Genomic DNA, 20,557 nt, shown 5'->3' on the forward strand with positions numbered 1-20,557 from the left:
ACGGGCGCTCACCGGCCAGGCCGGGCCCGGGCTATACTGGGCCTTTCTACCCGACTACCCAGGTGCAGCATGGCTACCGATACCTCGAAGCTGGATCGAATCCTCGCCGAGACCCAGCGCGAGCGCGAACGCGGCTATCGTGACAAGGCGCTGAAGATGTATCCCCACGTCTGCGGTCGCTGCGCCCGCGAGTTCGCCGGCAAGCGCCTGAGCGAACTGACCGTGCACCATCGTGACCACAACCACGACAACAATCCCCAGGACGGCTCCAACTGGGAGTTGCTCTGCCTGTACTGCCACGACAACGAGCACAGCCGCTACACCGATCAGCAGTACTTCAGCGACAGCTCGCTGAGCACGCCCAAGGTGGCCCAGGCCACCCACAACCCCTTCGCCGGGCTGGCCGGGCTGCTGAAAAAGGACTGAGTGCGCGGCGATCAAGGCAGGTCGCCCTGCCTTAAGCCGATCTTAAGTCTCACGCTCTAGCGTTTCAGGTCTTTGGCCGGTTGCCGACCTGGGAGCGAGCAGGGATGAGACGTTCGAACGTTGCGAAGCGATTGTCCGCCGGGGCCTTGGCCTTGCTGGCCGCAGGCTGCCTGACGGAGGCCTCCGCCGAGATGACCGTCATCCGCGGAGAAGGCTCTGCTGCCAGTGCCGACACCGCGTCGGTGTACTTCAACAGCGGTATCAACGACCGCTCGGTCAGCTCCCTGCTGGCTGCCCTGAGCGACATCGCCCTCAAGTATCCCGCGACCAAGAACGTCAATCTCTACCTCAACAGCCCTGGCGGCAGCATGGAGGCGGGCTATGTCGCCTACGAGTTCATCCGCCACTATCCGCTGCACATCAATACCATCGACGCCGCTGCGACGGATTCATCCGCCACCATGATCTATTGCGCGGCCGAAGATCGTTATGCCGCGCCACTCGCCAGCTTTCTCCTGCATCCGGCCGCGGCGGCCATCGCCGTCAACGGCTACATGAAGCCGGACCAGGCCAAGCAGGCGTTCGAGGACGTCGAGCGTGAGAACCTCAAGTTCCGCGAGATCTACAAGGGCTGTCTCAAGCTGACCCCGGAGGAGCTCACCACCCTGCTGTCCTCCGAAAGCAACAGACGACGATTGGGCTACGACGCAGCCAAGGACATCGGTTTGATCACCCGGACGCCGGACCGGTTGCCGCGTGGGATCGACCGGGCTACCTACCTTGTCAGCGATGGCGGAAGCCGGTGAGGGCAGGTTGACGCCCGGCCACACCGGCGGGCACGGTCTACAAGCGCTCGTTCTTTCGTGATACCCTCGGCGCATGCATTTCCCTTCCCGCGACTGGCAACCCAGTCCCCCATAGCTCGCGCCTCCCTCGTCCTTGCCTCGCTGCAAGGACCTCTGCCGTCCTGTCGCGCCCGCGACGTGGCGGCTGCCAACCCTGGAATTCACGCCTGATCCGGCGTCTGCCACTCGCTTGACGGGTCAGGCACAGGTGCGAGTTGTCTATGTTGAATACCCTCAGAACACATTGGTTTTCCAATGTGAAGAACGATGTATTGTCCGGATTGGTCGTCGCCCTGGCGCTGATCCCCGAAGCCATCGCCTTTTCCATCATCGCCGGACTCGATCCCAAGGTGGGGCTCTATGCCTCCTTCTGCATCGCCGTGGTGATCGCCTTCGTCGGCGGTCGCCCCGGGATGATCTCGGCGGCTACCGGCGCCATGGCGCTGCTGATGGTGACCCTGGTCAAGGAGCACGGCCTGCAGTATCTGCTCGCCGCGACCCTGTTGACCGGGGTGCTGCAGATCGCCGCCGGCTACCTGCGTCTGGGCGCGCTGATGCGCTTCGTGTCCCGTTCCGTGGTGACGGGCTTCGTCAACGCCCTGGCGATCCTGATCTTCCTGGCCCAGTTGCCCGAGCTGACCCATGTCGGCTGGGAGGTCTACGCCATGACCGCCGCCGGGTTGGGCATCATCTATCTGTTCCCGCTGCTGCCGATGGTGGGCCGGCTGCTGCCGTCGCCGCTGGTGTGCATCCTGGTGCTGACGGGCGTCTCCCTTGCCCTGGGGCTGGATATCCGCACGGTGGGTGACATGGGACAGCTGCCCGATACCCTTCCGGTGCTGCTCTGGCCCCAGGTGCCACTGACCCTCGACACCCTGCTGATCATCCTGCCCTATTCCCTGGCACTGGCCGTGGTGGGGCTGCTGGAGTCGCTGATGACGGCCACCATCGTCGACGACATCACCGACACGCCCAGCGACAAGAATCGCGAGTGCAAGGGGCAGGGGATCGCCAACATCGCCGCCGGCCTGCTGGGCGGCATGGCGGGCTGCGCCATGATCGGCCAGTCGGTGATCAACATGAAATCCGGCGGGCGAACCCGGCTGTCCACCCTCTGTGCGGGTGTCTTCCTGCTGCTGATGGTGGTGTTCCTTGGCGACTGGCTCGCGCGGATCCCCATGGCGGCGCTGGTCGCGGTGATGATCATGGTGTCCATCGGCACCTTCAGCTGGGATTCGATCCGCAATCTGCGGCGCCATCCGCTCTCCACCAACCTGGTGATGGTGGCCACCGTGGTGGTCGTGGTCGCTACCCACAACCTGGCGCTCGGCGTGCTGGTCGGGGTCTTGCTGGCCTCGCTGTTCTTCGCCAACAAGGTGGGGCACCAGCTGAGGCTGACGTCCCGTCTGGAAGCGCCCGGCATTCGTGTCTACGAGGTGCGTGGCCAGGTGTTCTTCTCGTCCACCGCGGCCTTCATCGACGCCTTCGACTTCAAGGAGGTGCTGGACGAGGTCCGCATCGATCTCAAGGCGGCCCAGTTCTGGGACATCACCGCCGTCGCCGCCCTGGACAAGGTCGTGCTCAGGTATCGCCGGGAAGGCGTGACCGTGCAGGTCCTCGACCTCGACCAGGCCAGCGCGACCCTGGTCGATCGCTTCGGCATCCACGACAAGCCGGGGGCCTGCAGTGAACTGCTGGGCCACTGAGGAGAGACACCTATGAGCAAGATCATCGCCTGTATCGACAGCTCGCCCCTGGCGGGCAGCGTCTGCGACCACAGCGCTTGGCTGGCCCACCGCCTAACGCTACCCATCACCCTGCTGCATGTCCTGGAGCGCAGCCTCTATCCGAGCTCACCCGACACCAGCGGCGCCATCGGTCTCGGCTCGCGCGAGCACCTGCTCGAAGAGCTGGCCCGCCTGGACGAGCAGCGTGCCCGTCTGGCGCGGGCTGACGGCGCGGCGCTGCTGGATGGGGCTCTGCAGCGGTTGCGCGAGCGAGGCGTGGCGGCGGTCCCAACGACGCTCCAGCGCCATGACTATCTGGCGGATACCCTGCACGAGCTGGAGGCGGAGCTGGGTGTGCTGGTGATCGGCAAGCGCGGGCAGCATTCTGGCAGTCGTGGCATCGGCAGCCAGCTGGAAACGGTGGTGCGGACGCTGCACAAACCCATCCTGGTCTGCGCTACCGACTTCACCGAGCCCCGGCGCTTTCTGGTCGCCTACGATGGCAGCGAAGCCACCCATCAGGGCTTGTTACGTGTCGCGAAGAGCCTGCTGTTGTCTGGGCTCGAAGGCGAGATCCTGCAGGTCGGCGACGCCACTCCGGCCCGGCTGGCCGGACTGGAAGCCGCCGCGGATCTCTTGAGGTCCTGTGGCAGTGTGGTGACGACGCAGCTCGTTCCCGGGCATCCGGAAGAGGTGATTCCCAATCGGGTCCAGGCTACCCGGGGCGATCTGCTGGTGATGGGCGCCTACAGCCATTCCGCCGCCAGGCGCTTCCTGTTGGGCAGTCAGACCTCTCACATGCTGCGGCACACCGACATCAACATCCTGGTACTGCGCGCCTGAGCGCGCGGCCCTGGTCAGGATCGCGACCAGGGCCCTGGCCGGATTTCGGCTGCAAGGCCTGTTCGAGAAAGTCGATGAAGGCGCGCACCTTGCCGGTCAGTGCCGAGCGTTCGGCGACGCAGGCATAGATATCCATGGCTTCCGACCGGGCCGACGTGACGCCCTGGCCCTCTGCGCCGAACAGCGGTACCAGCTGCCCGCCCTCGATCAGCGGCAGGGCGACGAAGTCCGCCAGGCGCGCGATGCCACCACCGTTCACCGCGATCTGCGCCAGCATGTCGATGTCGTCGCAGACGAAGCCGGGGCGCGTGGCCGCCTCGAAGACCTGGCCGTCGCGCTCGAACCGCCAGGGCAGATAGCGACCGTCGGTAGGGTAGCGAAACAGCAGGCAGGCGTGCTGCTGCAGGTCTTCCGGAGTGTGTGGCGTGCCCGCGTGCGCCAGATACGCGGGCGCCGCGCAGAACAGGAAGGCGCGGGACGCGATGCGCCGGGCGACCAGGCTGTCGCTGAGCTGCGCCTTGATCCTCAGGCTGACGTCTATCTGTTCCAGGCGATGATCCAGGCGCCGATCGGAGCCGATCAGTTCGATGTCGATGCCGGGATAGCGGCGCTTGAATGTCGGCAGCAGCGGCGCCAGCAGATGCCGGCCGAAGGCGGCGGTGGTCGCCACTCGCAGCGCGCCCTGGGGTTCGCTTTCCAGGGTCGCCGACTGGGCGGCGCTCTCGACCTCCTGCGGGATGTACCGGACCTTGTCGAAATAGCGGGCGCCGCTTTCCGTCATGGCCAGGCGGCGCGTGGTCCGCGACAGCAGGCGCACGCCCAGATGGGCCTCCAGCCGGGTCAGGCTCTGACTCACCGCGGCCGCACTCAGGCCCAGGCCGCGGGCAGCCCCGGCGATGCTGCCGGCTTCCACGACCTTGATGTAGGTACTGATCAAACCCAGGATGTCCACGAGATTCCTGTCGGTGTATTCGTTGATTTCTGTTGAAGGTGAACCAACGACGAGGCGGCTACCGGCCGGTTCCGGTGCTTGTTAGCTTGGCCTCGCTCATCCACCAGAGACTAGCCGATGAATTCCCAGACTCCAGCGCTTCCCGCCAGACGACGCCTGCCCAAGGGTGTGACGCCCTATGTGTTCGCGCTCTATATGTCGACCATCATGGCCTTGCTGATGTGCCTGGTGATCACCCTGGCCGAGTTCGGGTTCGATGCCCATTACTTGAGGAATGTGATGAATGCCTATCAGGTGGCGATGCCTTCGGCGTTCGTCTGCGTGTTGCTGGTACGACCGCTGGTGGCGCGACTGGTCGCCCTGACCGTACAGGGCTGAGGCGTCCGCTGTGGCGCTCGCCGTGGGTCGTCGATTACCCGCGTTCGCGCCGGGCCAGCCAGACCAAGACCGCGAGCCAGCAGACGCCCGCGGCGTAATTGAGGCGCTGGTACAGGCCGAAGCCCTGGCCGTCGGTGACCGCTCCGGCCATCAGGGCCGCGGTGACCAGCGCCATGCCGGTACAGAGGATCGAGAAGCAGGCAAAGCCCGGCGAGGCCAGCAGGCGCCTGCCGAGCCAGCCCCAGAGTGCGCTGGCGAGGGTCAGCGACAGGAACATCACCAGGCCCGCCAGGTTGTGCAGCGCTTGCGAGCGCGACGGCTGCACCGGGGCGCAGCCCTGGTCGCACGGAAAAAACCCGGTGGCGAAGCTGGCCAGGCCATGCAGCAGGATCAGGGCTGCACTCAGGCAGGCCAGGCGCGATCTGCGAAAGCGACGGACCAGGCCCAGGCCGGCCAGCACGAAGAGCACACCGAGCGGCATGTTGTTGATCCAGGCGGAAAAGCCCTGGGTGGGGGCATCGACTGCACCCAGCCGACTCAAGGCATGGTCCATATGGCTATAGCCGGGATAGGCCAGGGCGGTCAGTCCTACACCGATCACCAACCAGACAGGAATCACCAGACCCATGCCCAGCAGAACCCGATCGGTCCTGTTCAAGGTGGACGTCCTCGTCATCATGGCGCGCGCTTCCTGGGTCTCGAGATCCGCTCATGCTAGGAGGCGCTGGCGGCGAGCGTTACCGATTTTTTTGCAAGGCAGCTTGCCCAGGCGTCATCCTGTGCCGTTCCGCTGCCAAGGATGACCGCTGATGACTAGACGCCTGCCCAGCACCACGGCGCTGGTGGCCCTGGAAGCGGCCGCCCGCCATCTCAGTTTCGCCAAGGCCGCGCAGGAGCTGGCACTGAGTGAGGGCGCGATCAGCCGGCAGATCGCCAAGCTGGAGGCTGCGCTGGGCGTCCGGTTGTTCAATCGGGTCGGCAATCGCGTCGAGCTTTCCGCCGCCGGTGCCGGCTATGCCGCTCATATGCGCACTGCGCTCGCCGACATCGAGCGCCATACCCAGCAACTGATAGCCCAGGCCCGCGGCGCCACGGCACTGGAAATCGGCGTTATCCCGACCCTGGCCGGTCGCTGGCTGATTCCCCTGCTGGCGCGCTTCCGCGAGCGCCATCCGGACATCGAGGTCAACCTCCGTGAGCGGACGCAGCCCTTTGCCCTGGAAGACAGCGGTCTGCATGCCGCGATCAACTACGAGCATCCGAGCTGGCAGAACCTGAGGGTGCAACGGCTGTTCGAGGCGCAACTGGTGGCGGTCTGTCATCCCCGTCTGGCTGACCAGCCTCCCGTCAGCCTGCCGCTGTTGCACAAGCGGGAGAGCCCGCACAGCTGGACCCGCTATGCCGCACTTGCAGGGCTATCCCTGGGCGCCCCGACGGCTGGCCCCACCTATGATCGTTACTCGCTGCTGATCGAGGCCGCCAAGGCCGGCTTCGGCATGGCCCTGGTACCTGAGCACTACATTGAGGAAGAGCTGGTAGCCGGGCGGCTCCAGGCGCCGTGGCCGGTCCTGCCGGAACTGCGCGAACGCTATGTGCTGGTCACCCGTCCAGCGGAGGAGAGCGATCCGGCGCTGGCAAACTTCGAGCGGTGGTTGCTGGAAGAGGCGAGAGTGAGGTGAAAGAAATCCAGCCGTAGGTTGGGCCGAGACAGCTCCACCGTCGAAGCCCGACGGTTCAGCATTCATCCGACAGGTGTTGGGCTTCGCTGCGCTCGGCCCAACCTACCTTCTGTGCCGCGTTTTCCTTCCCGCTGCAAGTCCATCCCAGGCGCCCCTCTCCCTTGGGGAGAGGGGCGGGGTGAGGGGAAGGAGCGTCCGTCAGGATCACACCTTGAAGCGCGCCGTCATCTCCTGCAGGCGTACGCCGATGCGGGCCAGCTCCATGCTCGAGGAAGCCGTCTCTTCACTGGCGGCGGCGGTCTGATCGGAGATGTCGCGGACGTTGGTGACATTGCGGCTGATCTCTTCGCCAGCCGAACTCTGCTGCTCGGCGGCGCAGGCGATCTGTTCGTTCATCGACTCGATGTCCTTCACCGAGCGGGTGATGCGCTTGAGCATCTCGCCCGCCTCGCGCGACAGGCCGACGCTGCTTTCGGTCAGTTGCACATTGTGGTCGAGCACCGTGCCCATGCGGTCGGTGCTCTGGTGCAGACCGGTGATGAGCTGAGCGATCTCGTCCGTCGAGGAGCGGGTGCGCTGGGCCAGACCGCGGACCTCGTCGGCGACCACGGCGAAGCCGCGTCCCGCCTCGCCGGCGCGGGCGGCTTCGATGGCGGCATTGAGCGCCAGCAGATTGGTCTGCTCGGAAACCGCCTTGATCACGTCGAGCACGCCGCCGATGCTGTCGGCATGGCCGCGCAGGGTGGCCATGGCCGTCTTGGTCGATTCCATTTCCCGGGCCAGCACCTGGATCTGGTCGACCGCCTTGCTCACCGACTGCTCGCCCTGCAGGGCCTGGCGGCTGGCTTCCAGCGCGGACTTGGCCGCGTTTCCGGCGTTGCGCGCCACCTCGTGGGTGGTGGCGGTCATCTCCTGCATGGCGGTGGCGATCTGGTCGGTCTCGACCTTTTGCGCTTGCACGCCAGCGCTGGTCTGTTCGGTGACCGCCGACAGCTGTTCGGCGGCACTGGCCACCTGGACCACACCGTCGCGTACCTCGCCGATCAGGCGTCGCAGGTTGCCGGTCATGCCTTGCATGCTGGTCTGCAGGGCGCCCAGTTCATCCTTGCGGGTGACCTGCTGCTGATGGGTGAAATCACCGTTGGCGACCTGCTCGGCCAAGGCCACGGTGTCCTGCAAGGGCTTGACGATGGAACGGGTGATCAGCCAGGCACAGGCCAGGCCCAGGGCGATGGCGACGGCCAGCCAGATCAGCAGCAGCTGACGGGCACCGGCCACGTCGGCCGTGCGGAATTCCTGCTGGATGCCGGTGAGCTTGTCGGCGATGCCGAGCAGGGTGGTGATGGTCGTGGTGATACCGCCCTGTGCCTGATCCACCTGCGCCTGCGCGGCCACCAACTGATCGAGACGCTGCCCGTAGCCGGAGATTTCATCGACGAGCTTTTGCACGGTCTCGGTCGGCAACGCCGTGGCGCCGAGCGCCTTGGCCTGGGTGAGGGCGGCATTGACGGAGGTGCGCGCGGTCTGCTCGCTGTCCTTGCCGGGTGCGGTGGCGTAGCCACGGAAATCGACCCTCATCCGCTGCACACCGATGAAGAGCGTCGCCAACTGCTGGCGATCGGCAGGACGACCGGTCTCGCCATTCGCCTCTTCGGCCAATGTCAGCAACTGGGCATTGGCTGCCTCTGCCGCACTGCTGGCGATCTTGCGGATGGATTCCCGCTCGCGGGTGGCGGTGATCGTCTGGTTGTAGAAGTCGCGATAGCGTTTGAGCGCGGCCCCGGCCTCGTCAAGCAAGGCCTTGTTCGCTGGCGAGTTGAAGTGTGGAAGGATGGCCTGCAGCTGGCCTTCGGTCTTGTCCAGGGCGGCGAGCCACTTGGCCGCCTGGGCGTCATCGGCCTTGGTGAAATACACCAGCCGTTCGATGCGCATGTCGCGGGCCAGGGTGCTGTAGCCGGCGATATCGTTCATGCGCTCGCTGCGATCGCGCAGGGTATCGGTGGCCGACCAGCCGGTGTAGGCCACCAGCAGGATCATGCCGATGAGCAGGGCGAAGCCAAGGCCCAGCTTGGCCCTGACGCTTATATTGCTTAATGGATTCCAGCCAACTTGCTGCATGTGGACTACCTGGATAGCGGAGCGTTGGAAGGTGCGGACCTGGAGACCTCGCGCCTCGTGCTTCGCGGTTACGGCAGCCTCTGTCGATTCGTCAACCGCCCGGCAGGACCGGTCGGTGCGAAGGGGCGCTTGGCCGCTTGTGCGGGTAACCACGGATTGGCCCCAAGGAATCGTCGGGCCTTTGGCGCTCGATCCGCCACCGCGCCGAGGGGATGGCAGGCGACAGCGAGGGCTCAAGGACGGGCATATCCATGGCTACGATTCTTAAGGCCTGCTTAATAGAACGCGAATCGCCGTAATATTCGAATCTGGACGATAGGCTGCGTGATTACCTGGATATTCGGCAGTATCCGGAGTGATCCCATGTCGTATCTGTTTGTTTTTACTGAGTTTTCCCGTCTATTAGTTTGACGATATGAGTGGTGGATTGAGGGTCCGGAGAGGACGGGGTATTTCCTTCGGCCGCAATGAAAAACGCCCCGGCCTGGAGGCCGGGGCGTCAATTGGATCGCCGGGCTGGCCGATTAGACCGCCGCGCTGCGTTCCTTGATGTCCTGATGCAGGATGCGGTCGTTCTCGGAGTAGTCCACTGGGCAGTCGATGACGTGGACGCCAGGGGTGTCCAGGCAGTGCTGCACCAGCGGCGCGAAGGCGGCCGCGCTTTCCACGCGATGGCCGTAGGCACCGTAGCTTTCGGCGTAGCGGACGAAGTCCGGATTGCCGTAGTCCAGGCCGAAGTCCTCGAAGCCCATCTGCGCCTGCTTCCAGCGGATCATGCCGTAGCCGTCGTCGCGCAGGATGATGACCACCAGGTTCATCTTCAGGCGTACCGCGGTTTCCAGTTCCTGGCTGTTCATCATGAAGCCGCCGTCGCCGCATACCGCCACGATGGGGGTGCCGGGATGCACCAGGCGCGCGGCCATGGCCGACGGCAGGCCGGCGCCCATGGTGGCCAGGGCGTTGTCCAGCAGCACCGTGTTGGGCATGTAGGCCTTGTAGTTGCGGGCGAACCAGATCTTGTAGATGCCGTTGTCCAGGGCGACGATGCCGTCGGATGGCAGCACGTTGCGCAGATCGGCCACCAGGCGCTGCGGGTAGACCGGGAAGCGGTCATCGGTGGCGCCTTCGGCGACATGGGCCTCGTTGGCTTCGCGGATGTGCAGCAGGCGGTCGAAGTCCCAGGTGGGCTGGACCTCGATGCGCTCCTTGATCTCCCAGATGGCGTTGGCGATGTCGCCGACCACCTCGACCTGGGGGAAGTACACCGGATCGACTTCGGCGGAGCGGAAGTTGATGTGGATGACCTCGGTGCCGCCCCGGGTCATGAAGAACGGCGGCTTCTCGATAACATCGTGGCCGATGTTGACGATGAGGTCGGCGGACTCCAGGGCGCGGTGCACGAAGTCACCGGCGGAGAGGGCGGCGTTGCCCAGGAAGCGCGGATGGCGCTCGTCGACCACGCCCTTGCCGAGCTGGGTGGTGACGAAGGGGATGCCGGTCTTCTCGATCAGCTGCCGCAGCACCCGCGCGGTCATCTTGCGGTTGGTGCCGGCACCCAGTACCAGCACCGGGCTGCGGGCGTTTTCCAGCTTGGAGACGGCGGCGGCGATGGCCTTGGCTTCGGCGACCGGACGGCGGCTCAGGCTCGGCGGGACCGGCAGGCTCTCGGTGTGCTCGTCGGCGATGTCTTCCGGCAGTTCCAGGTGCACGGAGCCGGGCTTTTCTTCCTCGGCGAGGCGGAAGGCCTCGCGGATGCGCGACGGGATGTTGTCGGCGGAGGCGAACTGGTGGGTGTACTTGGTGAGCGGCGCCATCATGCGGCACACGTCGAGAATCTGGAAACGCCCCTGCTTGGATTTCTTGATCGGCTTCTGGCCGGTCAGCATCAGCATCGGCATGCCGCCCAGGTAGGCGTAGGCGCCGGCGGTGACCAGGTTGGTGGCGCCTGGACCGAGGGTGGAAAGGCAGACACCGGTCTTGCCGGTGAAGCGGCCGTAGGTGGCGGCCATGAAGCCGGCGGACTGCTCGTGGCGAGTCAGGATCAGCTTGATCTGCGAGGAGCGCCGCAGGGATTCCAGCAGGTCCAGGTTCTCTTCGCCGGGAATGCCGAAGATGTATTCCACACCCTCGTTTTCCAAGCAGCGAACGACCAGATCGGAGGCCTTCATCATGAGTGTCGTGTTCCTTGTAGGGTGGGTGGCGAGCGCCTGAGGCGCCTCCTCTATGAGGCGCGGCGGTCACTGTACTCAGGAACGGCGAAACATTTCAAAACAAGGAACCACCCAGTTTTACTTCTGTGACGAAAGGCCGCAGCGGAAACGATTCAGGCGACGCAGCGCTGGAGCGAGGCCCGGGCGTGGCGCAGGTGCAGACCGGCGAACAGCAGGCCCAGCGCGGCGATCACCAGGGCCGGTTGCAGGTCGCCGGCAAAATGACTGCTGGCTGCGCCGAGCAGCGGACCGACGAGTTGGCCACTGGCGAAGCTGGCGGTCAGCACCCCGGCATTGCGCTGCGGCGTGGCCGGTGCCAACTCGCGGCCGTACTGCATCACCAACTGCATGCAGGCGAGGAAAGGGCCACCGCAGAGCAGCACACCGAGGAACAGCGCCAGGCTGCCCGGCAGGAGGCAGAGCAGCACACCCGCGGCCTGCAGCCAGAGGGTGGCGATCAGCCAGCGGCGGGTATCGGTGCCCGGGCGTCTCAGGCTGACCAGTACCACGCCCAGCGCCGCCGCCAGGCCATAGCCGGGCCAGAAGAGGTCGGCCTGCCACTGGCCGTGGAAGCGGCTGGCGGCCATCTGCGAGAGGAAGGTCGCCGGCAGGATGTAGCCGACGCCCACCAGGCCATAGGCCAGGATCAAACGGTTGAAGGCGGGCGAGCGCTTGGCCGGCGCCGCGGCGGTGGTAGGCAGCGGGGTGGCGGGACCACGCCGCGGCAGCAGGGGCAGCAGGGCCAGGGTGGCCACGCTGGCAAGCAGGCCGTAGCTCAGCCACAGCTGGTTGGAATCGCCACCCAGGCGATTGCTGACCAGGGCCATCAGGCCACTGATGAGAATGCCTACTCCGGGCCCGGTAAAGACCAGGGCGCCCAAGCGTGGCCGGCCGGCTTCGGCGGCCAGGGGCTGGCTCAGACCGGTCACCATCACCAGTACCCAGGCGCTGGCCAGGCCGGTGCCGAAGCGCAGTAGCGCCTGGGCGGCCAGGCCATCGGCCAGCAGGGAAGCCAGGGTCAGGCCGGCGCAGAGCCAGAGTCCCCCGACCAGGCGCGCATGGGTCCGACGGGCGAAGAGCGCGTCCAGGGCGCCGAGCAGATAGCCCAGGTAGTTGGCCGCGGCCAGCAGGCTGGCGCCGGTGAGGTCGATCTGACCCTCGGCGATCAGGTGGGGCAGGGCGGGGGTAAGGGCAAAGCGGCCGATGCCCATGGCGGTGGCCAGGGCCAGCAGGCAGGCCAGCAGGCGGGTAGTGGCGGTCATCGCAGGACTCCAATAGCGAGCGGATGAGTACAGCCTAGGCCTTGAAGTTGATCAATAAAAACGAATAATAGAGAAATAGATGTTCAGCTAAAGAGAAAGGTGGTGATCCATGGAGTTCGCAGAGTTACGCATCTTCCAGGCGGTGGCCGAGGAAGGTTCCCTGGTGAAGGCCGCCGAGCGACTCAACCGGGTGCCGTCCAATCTCTCCACGCGCCTGCGCCAGCTGGAAGACAAGCTGGGGGTGGAGCTGTTCCTGCGCGAACGCCAGCGGCTGCACCTGACGGCCGCCGGCCACCGAATGCTGGACTACGCCCATCGCCTGTTCGCCCTGGCCGACGAGGCGCGCAGCGCGGTGCAGGGCGGCGAGCCGGCCGGTACCTTCGTCCTGGGGTCCATGTTCAGCACCGCGGCCATCCATCTGCCAGGGCTGCTGGCGCGCTATCACCAGCGCTATCCCAAGGTGAACCTGCAGGTGCACAGTGGCCCCAGCGGCGAACTGGTGGAAGGCTTGCTGGCCGGTCGCCTGGACGCGGCCCTGGTGGACGGCCCGGCGCCCGACGCGGCGCTGGAAGGCCAGCCCTGGTTCGAGGAGCGGCTGGTGCTGATCACCGGGCTGGAACTCGGTCCGGTGCGTTCACCGGCCGACGTGGCGGGACGCCCGGTGTTCGGCTTTCGTGCCGGCTGCTCCTATAGACGCTACCTGGACACCTGGTACGCCGCGGCGGGGGTGCCCAGCGGACCGGTGATGGAGATCGAGTCCTACCACAGCATGCTGGCCTGCGTGATCACCGGCGGGGTGGCGCTAATGCCGGAATCCATGCTCGACAGCCTGCCCGGCCGCGAGCGGGTGCAGCGTCATCCGATCCAGGCGCGCTTCGCTCAGGCCACCACCTGGCTGATGTGGCGCAAGGGCCGCGAGGGGGCCAATCTGCGCAGCTGGCTGGAGTTGCGCGAGAGCCTGCAGACCGACCGCGAAGCTGTTGCTTTGGTGTGATGATTACCCGATCCTAGGCGGCGGACTCCTACCGTCTACCGAGGACGATCATGATAAGAATAGCCATCGTCGGTTTGGGCAAGATCGCCCGTGACCAGCACCTGCCGGCGCTCGCCGCCAATCCTGACTACGAGCTGGTCGCCGTGGCCAGCCGCAACGCCCAGCTCGACGGCGTCGCCCACTATCCCAGCCTGAGCGCCCTGCTCGAAGACGGCCCGGCGATCGACGCCGTGTCGCTCTGCGCGCCAGCGGCGGTACGTTACGAACAGGCCCGCGAGGCCTTGGCGGCGGGCAAGCACGTGATGCTGGAAAAACCGCCGGGGGCGACCCTGAGTGAAGTGGAAGCCCTGACGCGGCAGGCCGAGATGGCGGGTCTGTCGCTGTTCGCCACCTGGCATTCCCGCCATGCCCAGGGCGTCCAGCCAGCCCGCGAATGGCTGGAAGACAAGCGCATCCAGGCAGTGCGGATCGAGTGGAAGGAAGACGTGCGCGTCTGGCATCCGGGTCAGGCCTGGATCTGGGAGCCGGGCGGCATGGGCGTCTTCGATCCGGGCATCAATGCCCTGTCCATCGTCACCACCATCCTGCCACGGCCGTTCTTTCTCAAGGAGGCGACGCTGCAGGTGCCCGGCAACTGCCAGACCCCGGTGGCCGCGCAACTGGCCTTCGTCGACAGCGCCGGCGTGCCCATCGCCGCCGACTTCGACTTCCTGCAGACCGGTCCCCAGACCTGGGACATCCATGTCGACACCGATGGCGGTCGGCTGACCCTGAGCAAGGGCGGCAGCGAGCTGTACCTGGACGGGCAACTGAGCCACCAGGGCCCGGACCGGGAGTACGCCGGCCTTTATGCCCGCTTCGCCGAGCTGGTCGCCCAGAACCGCTCCGATGTGGACGTGGCCCCGCTGCGCCATGTGGCGGATGCCTTCCTCTATGGCCGTCGCGAGACGGTGGCGGAGTTTCATGAGTAGGGCGACCCTCACCCCGGCCCTCTCCCCAAGGGAGAGGGGGCGTCATGATGGGCTCCTGTAGGTTGGGCTGAGCGTAGCGAAGCCCAACAGGGGAACTTGGCTGTTGGGCTTCGACGGTGAAGCTGTCTCAACCCAACCTACGGCTCGGTCTCCTATCCCAAGGGAGAGGGGGCGTCATGGTGTGCTCTTGTAGGTTGGGCTGAGCGCAGCGAAGTCCAACAGGGCTACGCCTCGCATCCCCTCATAGGCTCGTCCACAACAAGCGGATGGCCATGCCGAAAAAGGCGCAGGCGAAACCGATACTTAGGCCTTGCGCCAGGCGTGGGCTGGCAACCAGGCGCGTCCTCATCTGCGCTGCAAGCAGGCCGTACAGGGTGAATACCACCCACGTCATACCCATGAACACCCCGGACAGCAGTAGCACCTGGGTGAGCGGCACGGCGGATTGCCGGTCCAGGAATTGCGGCAGATAGGCAAGAAAGAACAGGGTCAGCTTGGGATTGAACAGGTTCAGCAGGACGGCTTGCCGGATGATCTGTCGATCCCCGCTGGGGCAGGTAGCGCCCGCGCTCAGGGCGCTGGCATTGCGGATCTGCCGATAGGCCAGATAGAGCAGATAGGTCACTCCCAGATAGCGCAGACCCTCCAGCACTAGTGGTCGGGTTTGTAGCAGCGCTGTCAGGCCACAAAGGGTCAGCAGTAGGTGAGGCAGGATTCCGAGGGTACAACCTGCGGCGGCCAACAGCGCGGCGCGGCGGCCATAGGTGGTGCCGACCGCTATCGTCAGCAGGGCGCCTGTCCCTGGCGACGCGACCACGATGAAGGTGGTCAGCAAGAAGTCGAGTGTCATGACGGGTGACTCGCCTCAGAAAACGCCTGGCCTATAACGGCTGCCCAGGCGCCACGGCCGATGTCTGTAGCTGTCTGGCGCGAGGCCGGGGGGTAATCTTTGGGTGCGTGCACGGCTGATACCTGTCAGGGGAGCAGGGTCTTAGCCTGGCTGGCATTGGCATTCAGCGTCTTGAACGAAATTGCAGGTGGGCTGCCACCTTGGCGTAGGCGCCAGGCGTGTAGCCGTAGGTACGCTTGAACAGACGAGTGAGATGGCTCTGGTCGGCGAAGCCCGTAGCTGCGGCGCTCTCGACCAGCGACAGTCCACTTGCGATCAGACGACGTGCCTGCTGAAGTCGGCGTTGGATGAGATAGGCGTGGGGTGTAAGTCCGGTGGCTCGGGTGAAGGCGCGGAGCAACTGATAGCGGCTCAGCCCGGTGGCGTCAGCCAATTCGGCGAGGGTGTGTGCCATCAGCGGAGCGTCATCGAGCTGCTCTCGTGCGCGTGCAATGCCGGCTGGAATGACGCAACGTTCTGCTGGTCTGGGCTGGAGCAAGCCGCTCAGCAACAGGATGAGGTTCTGTTCCCATGCCAGGGCGCTGGCCTCGGTGACTGGGTTCACCGTAGCGATGAAGGCGTTGGCGAAGCCCTGTGACAGGCGTCTATCGGCAAGCCGCGGCTGGCTGAACTCCACCTGGCGCGCATGCCCGAGAATCTCCTGTCCCATGTTGGCGACCAGGCTGGGCTGTAGATAGAGCATGCGCCAGGCTCGGCCGGTTTCATCCAGGGGGGCCCCGTCGTGTACCTCACCGGGATTCACCGTGATGACATCCCCTGGACCGGCCTCGACCAGCCCTCGACCGCTCAGGGATTTCTGCGCGCCCCGGTGGATCAGGCCGATACCGAAGTCGTCGTGGGTATGACGGGCGAAGGTGCAGGACGTATCGGCCACCATCGCTTCAATGCCTGGTTGCTTGCAGGGCAGCGGTCGCACGAAAGGGAGTTTGCTGGGCGCCATGATCGATGCTGACTGATCTGAAGGCTCAGCATGCGTTCTTTAGCGATGATTGTCGCCACGTTGAGCCTTTGAAACCGCCCTCTCCCCGAGAGAGAGGGGTGTCAAGACGGGGCTCGTGTAGGTTGGGCTGAGCGTAGCGAAGCCCAACGCTGCCCGGACCTGTTGGGCTTCGACGATAGGGCCGTCTCAGCCCAACCTACGGCTTAATGACCCCCAAGGAGTGGGCGCTCAGCCCCTGGGTAGGGTGGAAAACGGCGCAGCCTTTTCCACGCGGGCTAGCTCGATGCTCAACGCCGCTCCAGCAATACCCCACTTTCCATATGGTGCGTCCAGGGGAACTGGTCGAACAGGGCGCAGCAGGTGATGCGGTGGGTGTCCTGCAACTGGGCGATGTTCTCGGCCAGGGTCTCCGGATTGCAGGAAATATAGAGGATGCGCTCGAAGCGGCGGGTCAGCTCGCAGGTGTCGGGGTCCATGCCGGCGCGGGGCGGGTCGACGAAGACGGTGCCGAACTGGTAGCTCTTGAGATCCACGCCGGCCAGGCGGCGGAAGGGACGGACCTCGTTGAGCGCCTGGGTCAGTTCCTCGGCGGAGAGACGCACCAGGGTGACGTTGTCCACGCCATTGCTGGCCAGGTTGTGCAGGGCGGCGTTGACCGAGGTCTTGCTCACCTCGGTGGCCAGTACCTTACGGACCCGGCTGGCCAGCGGCAGGGTGAAGTTGCCGTTGCCGCAATAGAGCTCCAGCAGATCGTCGTCACGCTCGCCCAGGGCGGTGTGGGCCCAGCTCAGCATCTTCTGGTTGACGGTGCCATTGGGCTGGGTGAAGCCGCCTTCGGGTTGCAGATAGCGGTAGGTCCTCCCGGCCACCTCCAGTTCTTCGAGCACATGGTCACGCCCGATCACCAGGCGCTGGCCGCGGGAGCGACCGATCAGGCTGACGCCCAGGTCGGCGGCCAGGCGCTCGGCGGCGGCTTGCCAGGCGGCGTCCAGGGGGCGGTGGTAGGCCAGGGTGATCAGGGCGTCGCCACTCAGGGTGGTGAGGAATTCCACCTGGAACAGCTTGAACGACAGCGCCACGTCCGCCTGCCAGCCGGCCTTGAGGCGCGGCATCAGATCGTTGATGCGCTGGCTGGCGATGGGGAAGGCCTCGATGAGGATCGGCGTGCGCTTGTCGCCCGGGGCGAACATGGCGTAGTGGCGTTCCTCGTTATCCCGCCACAGGCGGAATTCGGCGCGCAGCCGGTAGTGCTGCAGCGGCGAGGCGAAGACTTCCGGCTCGGGGGCCTGGAAAGGCGCCAGCAGTTCGCGCAGGCGGTCGGCCTTGGCGTCGAGTTGAGCCTGGTAGTCGGCGGGAACGAAGGAGGGTTGGGACATGGTAGATCCGGAGCAGGGTGGGGCGGGGGAGACCTCGGGGCCGGAGCCCCGAGGGGAGGGGTCAGGCGTTGAACCAGCCCAGCTTGATGACGAACAGGATCGACAGCACGATCAGCGCCGAATTCAGCTCGCGGGTACGGCCGGAGAGCAGCTTGATGACCGTCCAGGTGATGAAGCCGAAGGCGATGCCGTTGGCGATGGAATAGGTCAGCGGCATGGCCAGGGCGGTGACCAGCACCGGGGCGGCGGTGGTCAGGTCGTCCCACTCGATCTCGGCCAGGCCCGAGGTCATCAGCACGGCGATGAAGAACAGCGCCGGGGCGGTGGCGAAGGCTGGCACGCTACCCGCGAGGGGAGCGAAGAACAGCGCCAGCAGGAACAGCACCGCGACCACCACGGCGGTGAGGCCGGTACGCCCGCCCGCGGAAACGCCGGCGGCGGATTCGATGTAGCTGGTGGTGGTGGAGGTGCCCAGCAGCGAGCCGAACATGGCGGCGGAGCTGTCGGCGATCAGGGCGCGGCCCATCTTCGGCAGATGGCCGTCCTTTCCCATCAGGCCGGCGCGCTTGGCCACGCCGATCAGGGTGCCGGAGTTGTCGAACAGGTCGACGAACAGGAAGGCGAAGATGACGCTGATCAGGCCGACGTCCAGGGCGCCCCGGATGTCCAGCTGCAGGAAGGTCGGTGCCAGCGACGGCGGCATGGAGACCAGGCCGCCGAAGGCGCTGACGCCCAGGGCGATGGCGATCACGGTGACCACCAGGATGCCGATCAGCACCGCGCCGGTGACCTTGCGCGCCTCGAGCACGACGATCAGGAAGAAGCCGAGGATGGCCAGCAGCGGACCCGGCTTGGACAGGTCGCCCAGGCCCACCAGGGTCGCCGGATTACCCACCACGATGCCGGCGGTCTGCAGGGCGATCAGCGCCAGGAACAGGCCGATGCCGGCGGCGATGCCCGAGCGCAGCGGGAGCGGGATGCTGTTGATGATCCATTCGCGGATGCGAAAGATCGACAGCAGGAAGAACATCAGCGCCGAGAGGAATACCGCGCCCAGGGCCACCTGCCAGGTATGGCCCAGGTGCAGGACCACGGTGTAGGTGAAGAAGGCGTTGAGGCCCATGCCCGGGGCGAGGGCGATGGGGTAGTTGGCGATGAGTCCCATGAGCGCCGAGCCGATGGCGGCGGCCAGGCAGGTGGCGACGAAGATCGCGCCCTTGTCCATGCCGGTGGCGCCGAGGATGCTCGGGTTGACGAACAGGATGTAGGCCATGGCCAGGAAGGTGGTGACCCCGGCCAGCAGTTCGGTGCGGACAGAGGTGTTGTGGGCCTTGAGTTGGAAGAGTCTTTCCAGCATGGGATGCCTCGTGCGCGCCGGTCTGATCGGAAAAAGGCGCGCATCATAACAGGTCGGTAAACACGGGTAAGACGCTAAGCCCTAACCCCCAATCGACATCGCCTGGAGCCCTGTCCGCCTGGTCAACTTCCAGAGGTATGGCCGCTGACCGAATCGCCTGCGTTGCGGGCCAGGCGGAAGGCATCCAGGGTGCTCAGGATGCCGAGCACGGCCACTATGCAAAAGGCTAGCCGAAAGTCCGCCAGTTGCGGATCGAGGTGGCCGTGCCAGTCCATCGAGGCGCGTAGCAGCAGGGCGGCGATGGCCACGCCCAGGCCCATGGCCAGCTGGAAATTGGTGCTGAACAGGGTGGAGGCATGGCTCAGCCGCGACTTGGGGATGTCGGCGAAGGCCAGGGCATTGCTGGCGGTGAACTGCAGCGAGCGGAACACCCCGCTGAAGAACAGCAGGAGCAGGATCGCCGGCAAGGGCCAGTCCGGGGTGAGCAGGCCACAGGCCAGCAGGCTGAACGCGCTGAGCAGGCCGTTGACGGTCAGGATGGTGCGCAGGCCGAAGCGGCGCATGGTGGCGGTGGTGAAGGGCTTGGCCGCCAGGTTGCCGGCGAACAGTGCCAGGAGCAGCAGGCCGGCCTGGAAGGCGTCCAGGCCAAAGGCCAGCTGGAACAGCAGGGGCAGCAGGAAGGGCGCCGTGGCGATGGTGACGCGGAACAGGCCGCCACCGAGGATGGCCGCGCGGTAGGTGGGGATGCGCAGTGTGCCAAAATCGATCAGCGGGCGTTCGATCCGGGTCATGTGGCGCACCGCCTTGGTGCCGAGGATCAGCCCTATGCCCATCCAGGCCAGGTTAACGCCCAGGCTGCCATGGTTCTGGCCGAGGCGCTCCACGCCCCACATGAAGGCCACGCAGGCGCCACCCAGCAACAGGAAGCCGCGCCAGTCCAGCGGATGGCGCTGGGTCGGCAGGTCGGTGGGCACCAGGCGCCAGGCCAGCAGCAGGGCGATCAACCCCAGCGGCAGGTTGAGGTAGAAGATCCAGCGCCAGTCGGCATAGGTGGTGATCAGGCCGCCCAGGGGCGGGCCGAGCACGGGAGCCACCAGGCCCGGCCAGGTGATGAGGGCGATGGCGCGCACCAACTCGTGCTTCTCGGTGACCTGCAGCACCACCAGACGCCCCACGGGCACCATCAGGGCGCCGCCGAGCCCCTGGAGGATGCGCGCGGCGATGAAGTGTTCGAGGGACTGGGCCATGCCGCAGAGCAGCGAGGCCAAGGTGAAGACGCCGATGGCCAGGGTGAAGACTGGGCGGGGACCGAAGCGCTCGGCTATCCAGCCACTCACCGGGATGCCCACGGCGATCGCCAGCAGATAGGCGCTGATGCCCAGGTTGAGGTCCACCGGATCGCGGCCGAAGGACAGGGCCATCTGCGGCAGCGCCGTGGCGATCACCGTGGCGTCCAGGTTTTCCATGAAAAAGGTGAAGCTCACCAGGCCGGCGAGAAGCTTCCAGCGTTCCAAGGGCTGCACCTCTGGGCAGGGGGGTGGGCTACTCTGCCTGAGGCGTCGCAAGGCA

The 20,557-nt window shown here is 65.9% G+C and carries 18 protein-coding genes; 8 read left to right on the forward strand and 10 right to left on the reverse strand.

The annotated features are described in order from the left end of the window. The first annotated feature begins 69 nt into the window (after nt 1–69). The 4 genes from AABM56_RS06725 to AABM56_RS06740 all read left to right on the forward strand — a co-directional run bounded on the left by AABM56_RS06725 (nt 70) and on the right by AABM56_RS06740 (nt 3,841). Nucleotides 70–426: a YajD family HNH nuclease gene (locus AABM56_RS06725; protein ID WP_133859758.1), complete on the forward strand. Its 357-nt coding sequence runs from the start codon at nt 70–72 to the stop codon at nt 424–426. A 191-nt stretch (nt 427–617) separates the two neighbouring features. Beyond that, on the forward strand, nt 618–1,232 hold the full coding sequence (locus AABM56_RS06730) for an ATP-dependent Clp protease proteolytic subunit (protein ID WP_166655861.1): 615 nt from the start codon (nt 618–620) through the stop codon (nt 1,230–1,232). A 260-nt stretch (nt 1,233–1,492) separates the two neighbouring features. Beyond that, nucleotides 1,493–2,977, forward strand: coding sequence for a SulP family inorganic anion transporter (locus AABM56_RS06735; RefSeq protein WP_133859756.1), 1,485 nt, complete (start codon nt 1,493–1,495; stop codon nt 2,975–2,977). Nucleotides 2,978–2,989: 12 nt separating this feature from the next. Then, nucleotides 2,990–3,841, forward strand: coding sequence for a universal stress protein (locus tag AABM56_RS06740; protein WP_133859755.1), 852 nt, complete (start codon nt 2,990–2,992; stop codon nt 3,839–3,841). Here AABM56_RS06740 and AABM56_RS06745 read toward each other — a convergent pair. Then, nucleotides 3,816–4,793, reverse strand: coding sequence for a LysR family transcriptional regulator (locus AABM56_RS06745; protein ID WP_133859754.1), 978 nt, complete (start codon nt 4,791–4,793; stop codon nt 3,816–3,818). The genes AABM56_RS06740 and AABM56_RS06745 overlap by 26 nt on opposite strands. 117 nt (nt 4,794–4,910) lie before the next feature. Here AABM56_RS06745 and AABM56_RS06750 point away from each other — a divergent pair, with 117 nt between their 5' ends. Next, nucleotides 4,911–5,171 (forward strand): DUF2798 domain-containing protein, encoded by a 261-nt coding sequence (locus AABM56_RS06750; protein WP_133859753.1) that lies wholly within the window; start codon nt 4,911–4,913, stop codon nt 5,169–5,171. Nucleotides 5,172–5,205: 34 nt separating this feature from the next. On the opposite strand, the gene AABM56_RS06755 is transcribed toward AABM56_RS06750, so the two are convergent. Continuing rightward, the gene (locus AABM56_RS06755; protein ID WP_133859752.1) at nt 5,206–5,829 is read right to left on the reverse strand and encodes a DUF998 domain-containing protein; all 624 of its coding nucleotides are present in this window, start codon (nt 5,827–5,829) and stop codon (nt 5,206–5,208) included. A 151-nt stretch (nt 5,830–5,980) separates the two neighbouring features. Between AABM56_RS06755 and AABM56_RS06760 the strand changes: the two genes are divergently transcribed. Next, entirely contained in the window at nt 5,981–6,850 is an 870-nt protein-coding gene (locus tag AABM56_RS06760) for a LysR substrate-binding domain-containing protein (RefSeq protein WP_133859751.1), read from the forward strand. Between the two features lie 204 nt (nt 6,851–7,054). Here the strand turns inward: AABM56_RS06760 and AABM56_RS06765 are convergent, their stop codons facing one another. The 3 genes from AABM56_RS06765 to AABM56_RS06775 all read right to left on the reverse strand — a co-directional run bounded on the left by AABM56_RS06765 (nt 7,055) and on the right by AABM56_RS06775 (nt 12,440). After that, a complete protein-coding gene (locus AABM56_RS06765) occupies nt 7,055–8,968 on the reverse strand; it encodes a methyl-accepting chemotaxis protein (protein WP_133859750.1) in 1,914 nt (637 codons plus the stop codon). Between the two features lie 524 nt (nt 8,969–9,492). Then, entirely contained in the window at nt 9,493–11,139 is a 1,647-nt protein-coding gene (locus AABM56_RS06770) for an acetolactate synthase large subunit (RefSeq protein WP_133859749.1), read from the reverse strand. A gap of 152 nt (nt 11,140–11,291) precedes the next feature. Continuing rightward, a complete protein-coding gene (locus AABM56_RS06775) occupies nt 11,292–12,440 on the reverse strand; it encodes a YbfB/YjiJ family MFS transporter (RefSeq protein ID WP_133859748.1) in 1,149 nt (382 codons plus the stop codon). A 109-nt stretch (nt 12,441–12,549) separates the two neighbouring features. On the opposite strand from AABM56_RS06775, the gene AABM56_RS06780 reads away from it, so the two are divergent. Continuing rightward, a complete protein-coding gene (locus AABM56_RS06780; protein WP_068385143.1) occupies nt 12,550–13,434 on the forward strand; it encodes a LysR family transcriptional regulator in 885 nt (294 codons plus the stop codon). 50 nt (nt 13,435–13,484) lie between these two features. Continuing rightward, nucleotides 13,485–14,405 carry a Gfo/Idh/MocA family protein gene (locus AABM56_RS06785; RefSeq protein ID WP_133859747.1) on the forward strand — a complete coding sequence of 307 codons (921 nt, stop codon included), beginning with the start codon at nt 13,485–13,487 and terminating at the stop codon, nt 14,403–14,405. Between the two features lie 241 nt (nt 14,406–14,646). Here AABM56_RS06785 and AABM56_RS06790 read toward each other — a convergent pair whose 3' ends face one another. From AABM56_RS06790 to AABM56_RS06810, 5 genes are all read right to left on the reverse strand, one after another. After that, nucleotides 14,647–15,240, reverse strand: a complete 594-nt coding sequence (locus AABM56_RS06790; protein ID WP_347883924.1) for a LysE family translocator — start codon at nt 15,238–15,240, stop codon at nt 14,647–14,649. 178 nt (nt 15,241–15,418) lie between these two features. Further along, a complete protein-coding gene (locus tag AABM56_RS06795; protein ID WP_133859745.1) occupies nt 15,419–16,255 on the reverse strand; it encodes an AraC family transcriptional regulator in 837 nt (278 codons plus the stop codon). A gap of 287 nt (nt 16,256–16,542) precedes the next feature. After that, entirely contained in the window at nt 16,543–17,631 is a 1,089-nt protein-coding gene (trmA, locus tag AABM56_RS06800; RefSeq protein WP_133859744.1) for a tRNA (uridine(54)-C5)-methyltransferase TrmA, read from the reverse strand. A 61-nt stretch (nt 17,632–17,692) separates the two neighbouring features. Further along, nucleotides 17,693–18,988, reverse strand: a complete 1,296-nt coding sequence (locus tag AABM56_RS06805) for an NCS2 family permease (RefSeq protein WP_027602630.1) — start codon at nt 18,986–18,988, stop codon at nt 17,693–17,695. A 122-nt stretch (nt 18,989–19,110) separates the two neighbouring features. Continuing rightward, nucleotides 19,111–20,502 (reverse strand): MFS transporter, encoded by a 1,392-nt coding sequence (locus tag AABM56_RS06810; RefSeq protein WP_166655860.1) that lies wholly within the window; start codon nt 20,500–20,502, stop codon nt 19,111–19,113. Between the last annotated feature and the right edge of the window lie 55 nt (nt 20,503–20,557).

This window comes from Pseudomonas aestiva (assembly GCF_039908605.1).
GTDB lineage: Bacteria > Pseudomonadota > Gammaproteobacteria > Pseudomonadales > Pseudomonadaceae > Chryseomonas > Chryseomonas aestiva.

Excerpts from the sequence above, each read along its gene's own strand:
- AABM56_RS06725 (WP_133859758.1), top strand. The coding sequence starts at position 70 with ATGGCTACCGATACCTCGAAGCTGGATCGAATCCTCGCCGAGACCCAG.
- AABM56_RS06730 (WP_166655861.1), top strand. The coding sequence starts at position 618 with ATGACCGTCATCCGCGGAGAAGGCTCTGCTGCCAGTGCCGACACCGCG.
- AABM56_RS06735 (WP_133859756.1), top strand. The coding sequence starts at position 1,493 with ATGTTGAATACCCTCAGAACACATTGGTTTTCCAATGTGAAGAACGAT.
- AABM56_RS06740 (WP_133859755.1), top strand. The coding sequence starts at position 2,990 with ATGAGCAAGATCATCGCCTGTATCGACAGCTCGCCCCTGGCGGGCAGC.
- AABM56_RS06750 (WP_133859753.1), top strand. The coding sequence starts at position 4,911 with ATGAATTCCCAGACTCCAGCGCTTCCCGCCAGACGACGCCTGCCCAAG.
- AABM56_RS06760 (WP_133859751.1), top strand. The coding sequence starts at position 5,981 with ATGACTAGACGCCTGCCCAGCACCACGGCGCTGGTGGCCCTGGAAGCG.
- AABM56_RS06765 (WP_133859750.1), bottom strand. The coding sequence starts at position 8,968 with ATGCAGCAAGTTGGCTGGAATCCATTAAGCAATATAAGCGTCAGGGCC.
- AABM56_RS06770 (WP_133859749.1), bottom strand. The coding sequence starts at position 11,139 with ATGATGAAGGCCTCCGATCTGGTCGTTCGCTGCTTGGAAAACGAGGGT.
- AABM56_RS06775 (WP_133859748.1), bottom strand. The coding sequence starts at position 12,440 with ATGACCGCCACTACCCGCCTGCTGGCCTGCCTGCTGGCCCTGGCCACC.
- AABM56_RS06780 (WP_068385143.1), top strand. The coding sequence starts at position 12,550 with ATGGAGTTCGCAGAGTTACGCATCTTCCAGGCGGTGGCCGAGGAAGGT.
- AABM56_RS06785 (WP_133859747.1), top strand. The coding sequence starts at position 13,485 with ATGATAAGAATAGCCATCGTCGGTTTGGGCAAGATCGCCCGTGACCAG.
- AABM56_RS06795 (WP_133859745.1), bottom strand. The coding sequence starts at position 16,255 with ATGGCGCCCAGCAAACTCCCTTTCGTGCGACCGCTGCCCTGCAAGCAA.
- trmA (WP_133859744.1), bottom strand. The coding sequence starts at position 17,631 with ATGTCCCAACCCTCCTTCGTTCCCGCCGACTACCAGGCTCAACTCGAC.
- AABM56_RS06805 (WP_027602630.1), bottom strand. The coding sequence starts at position 18,988 with ATGCTGGAAAGACTCTTCCAACTCAAGGCCCACAACACCTCTGTCCGC.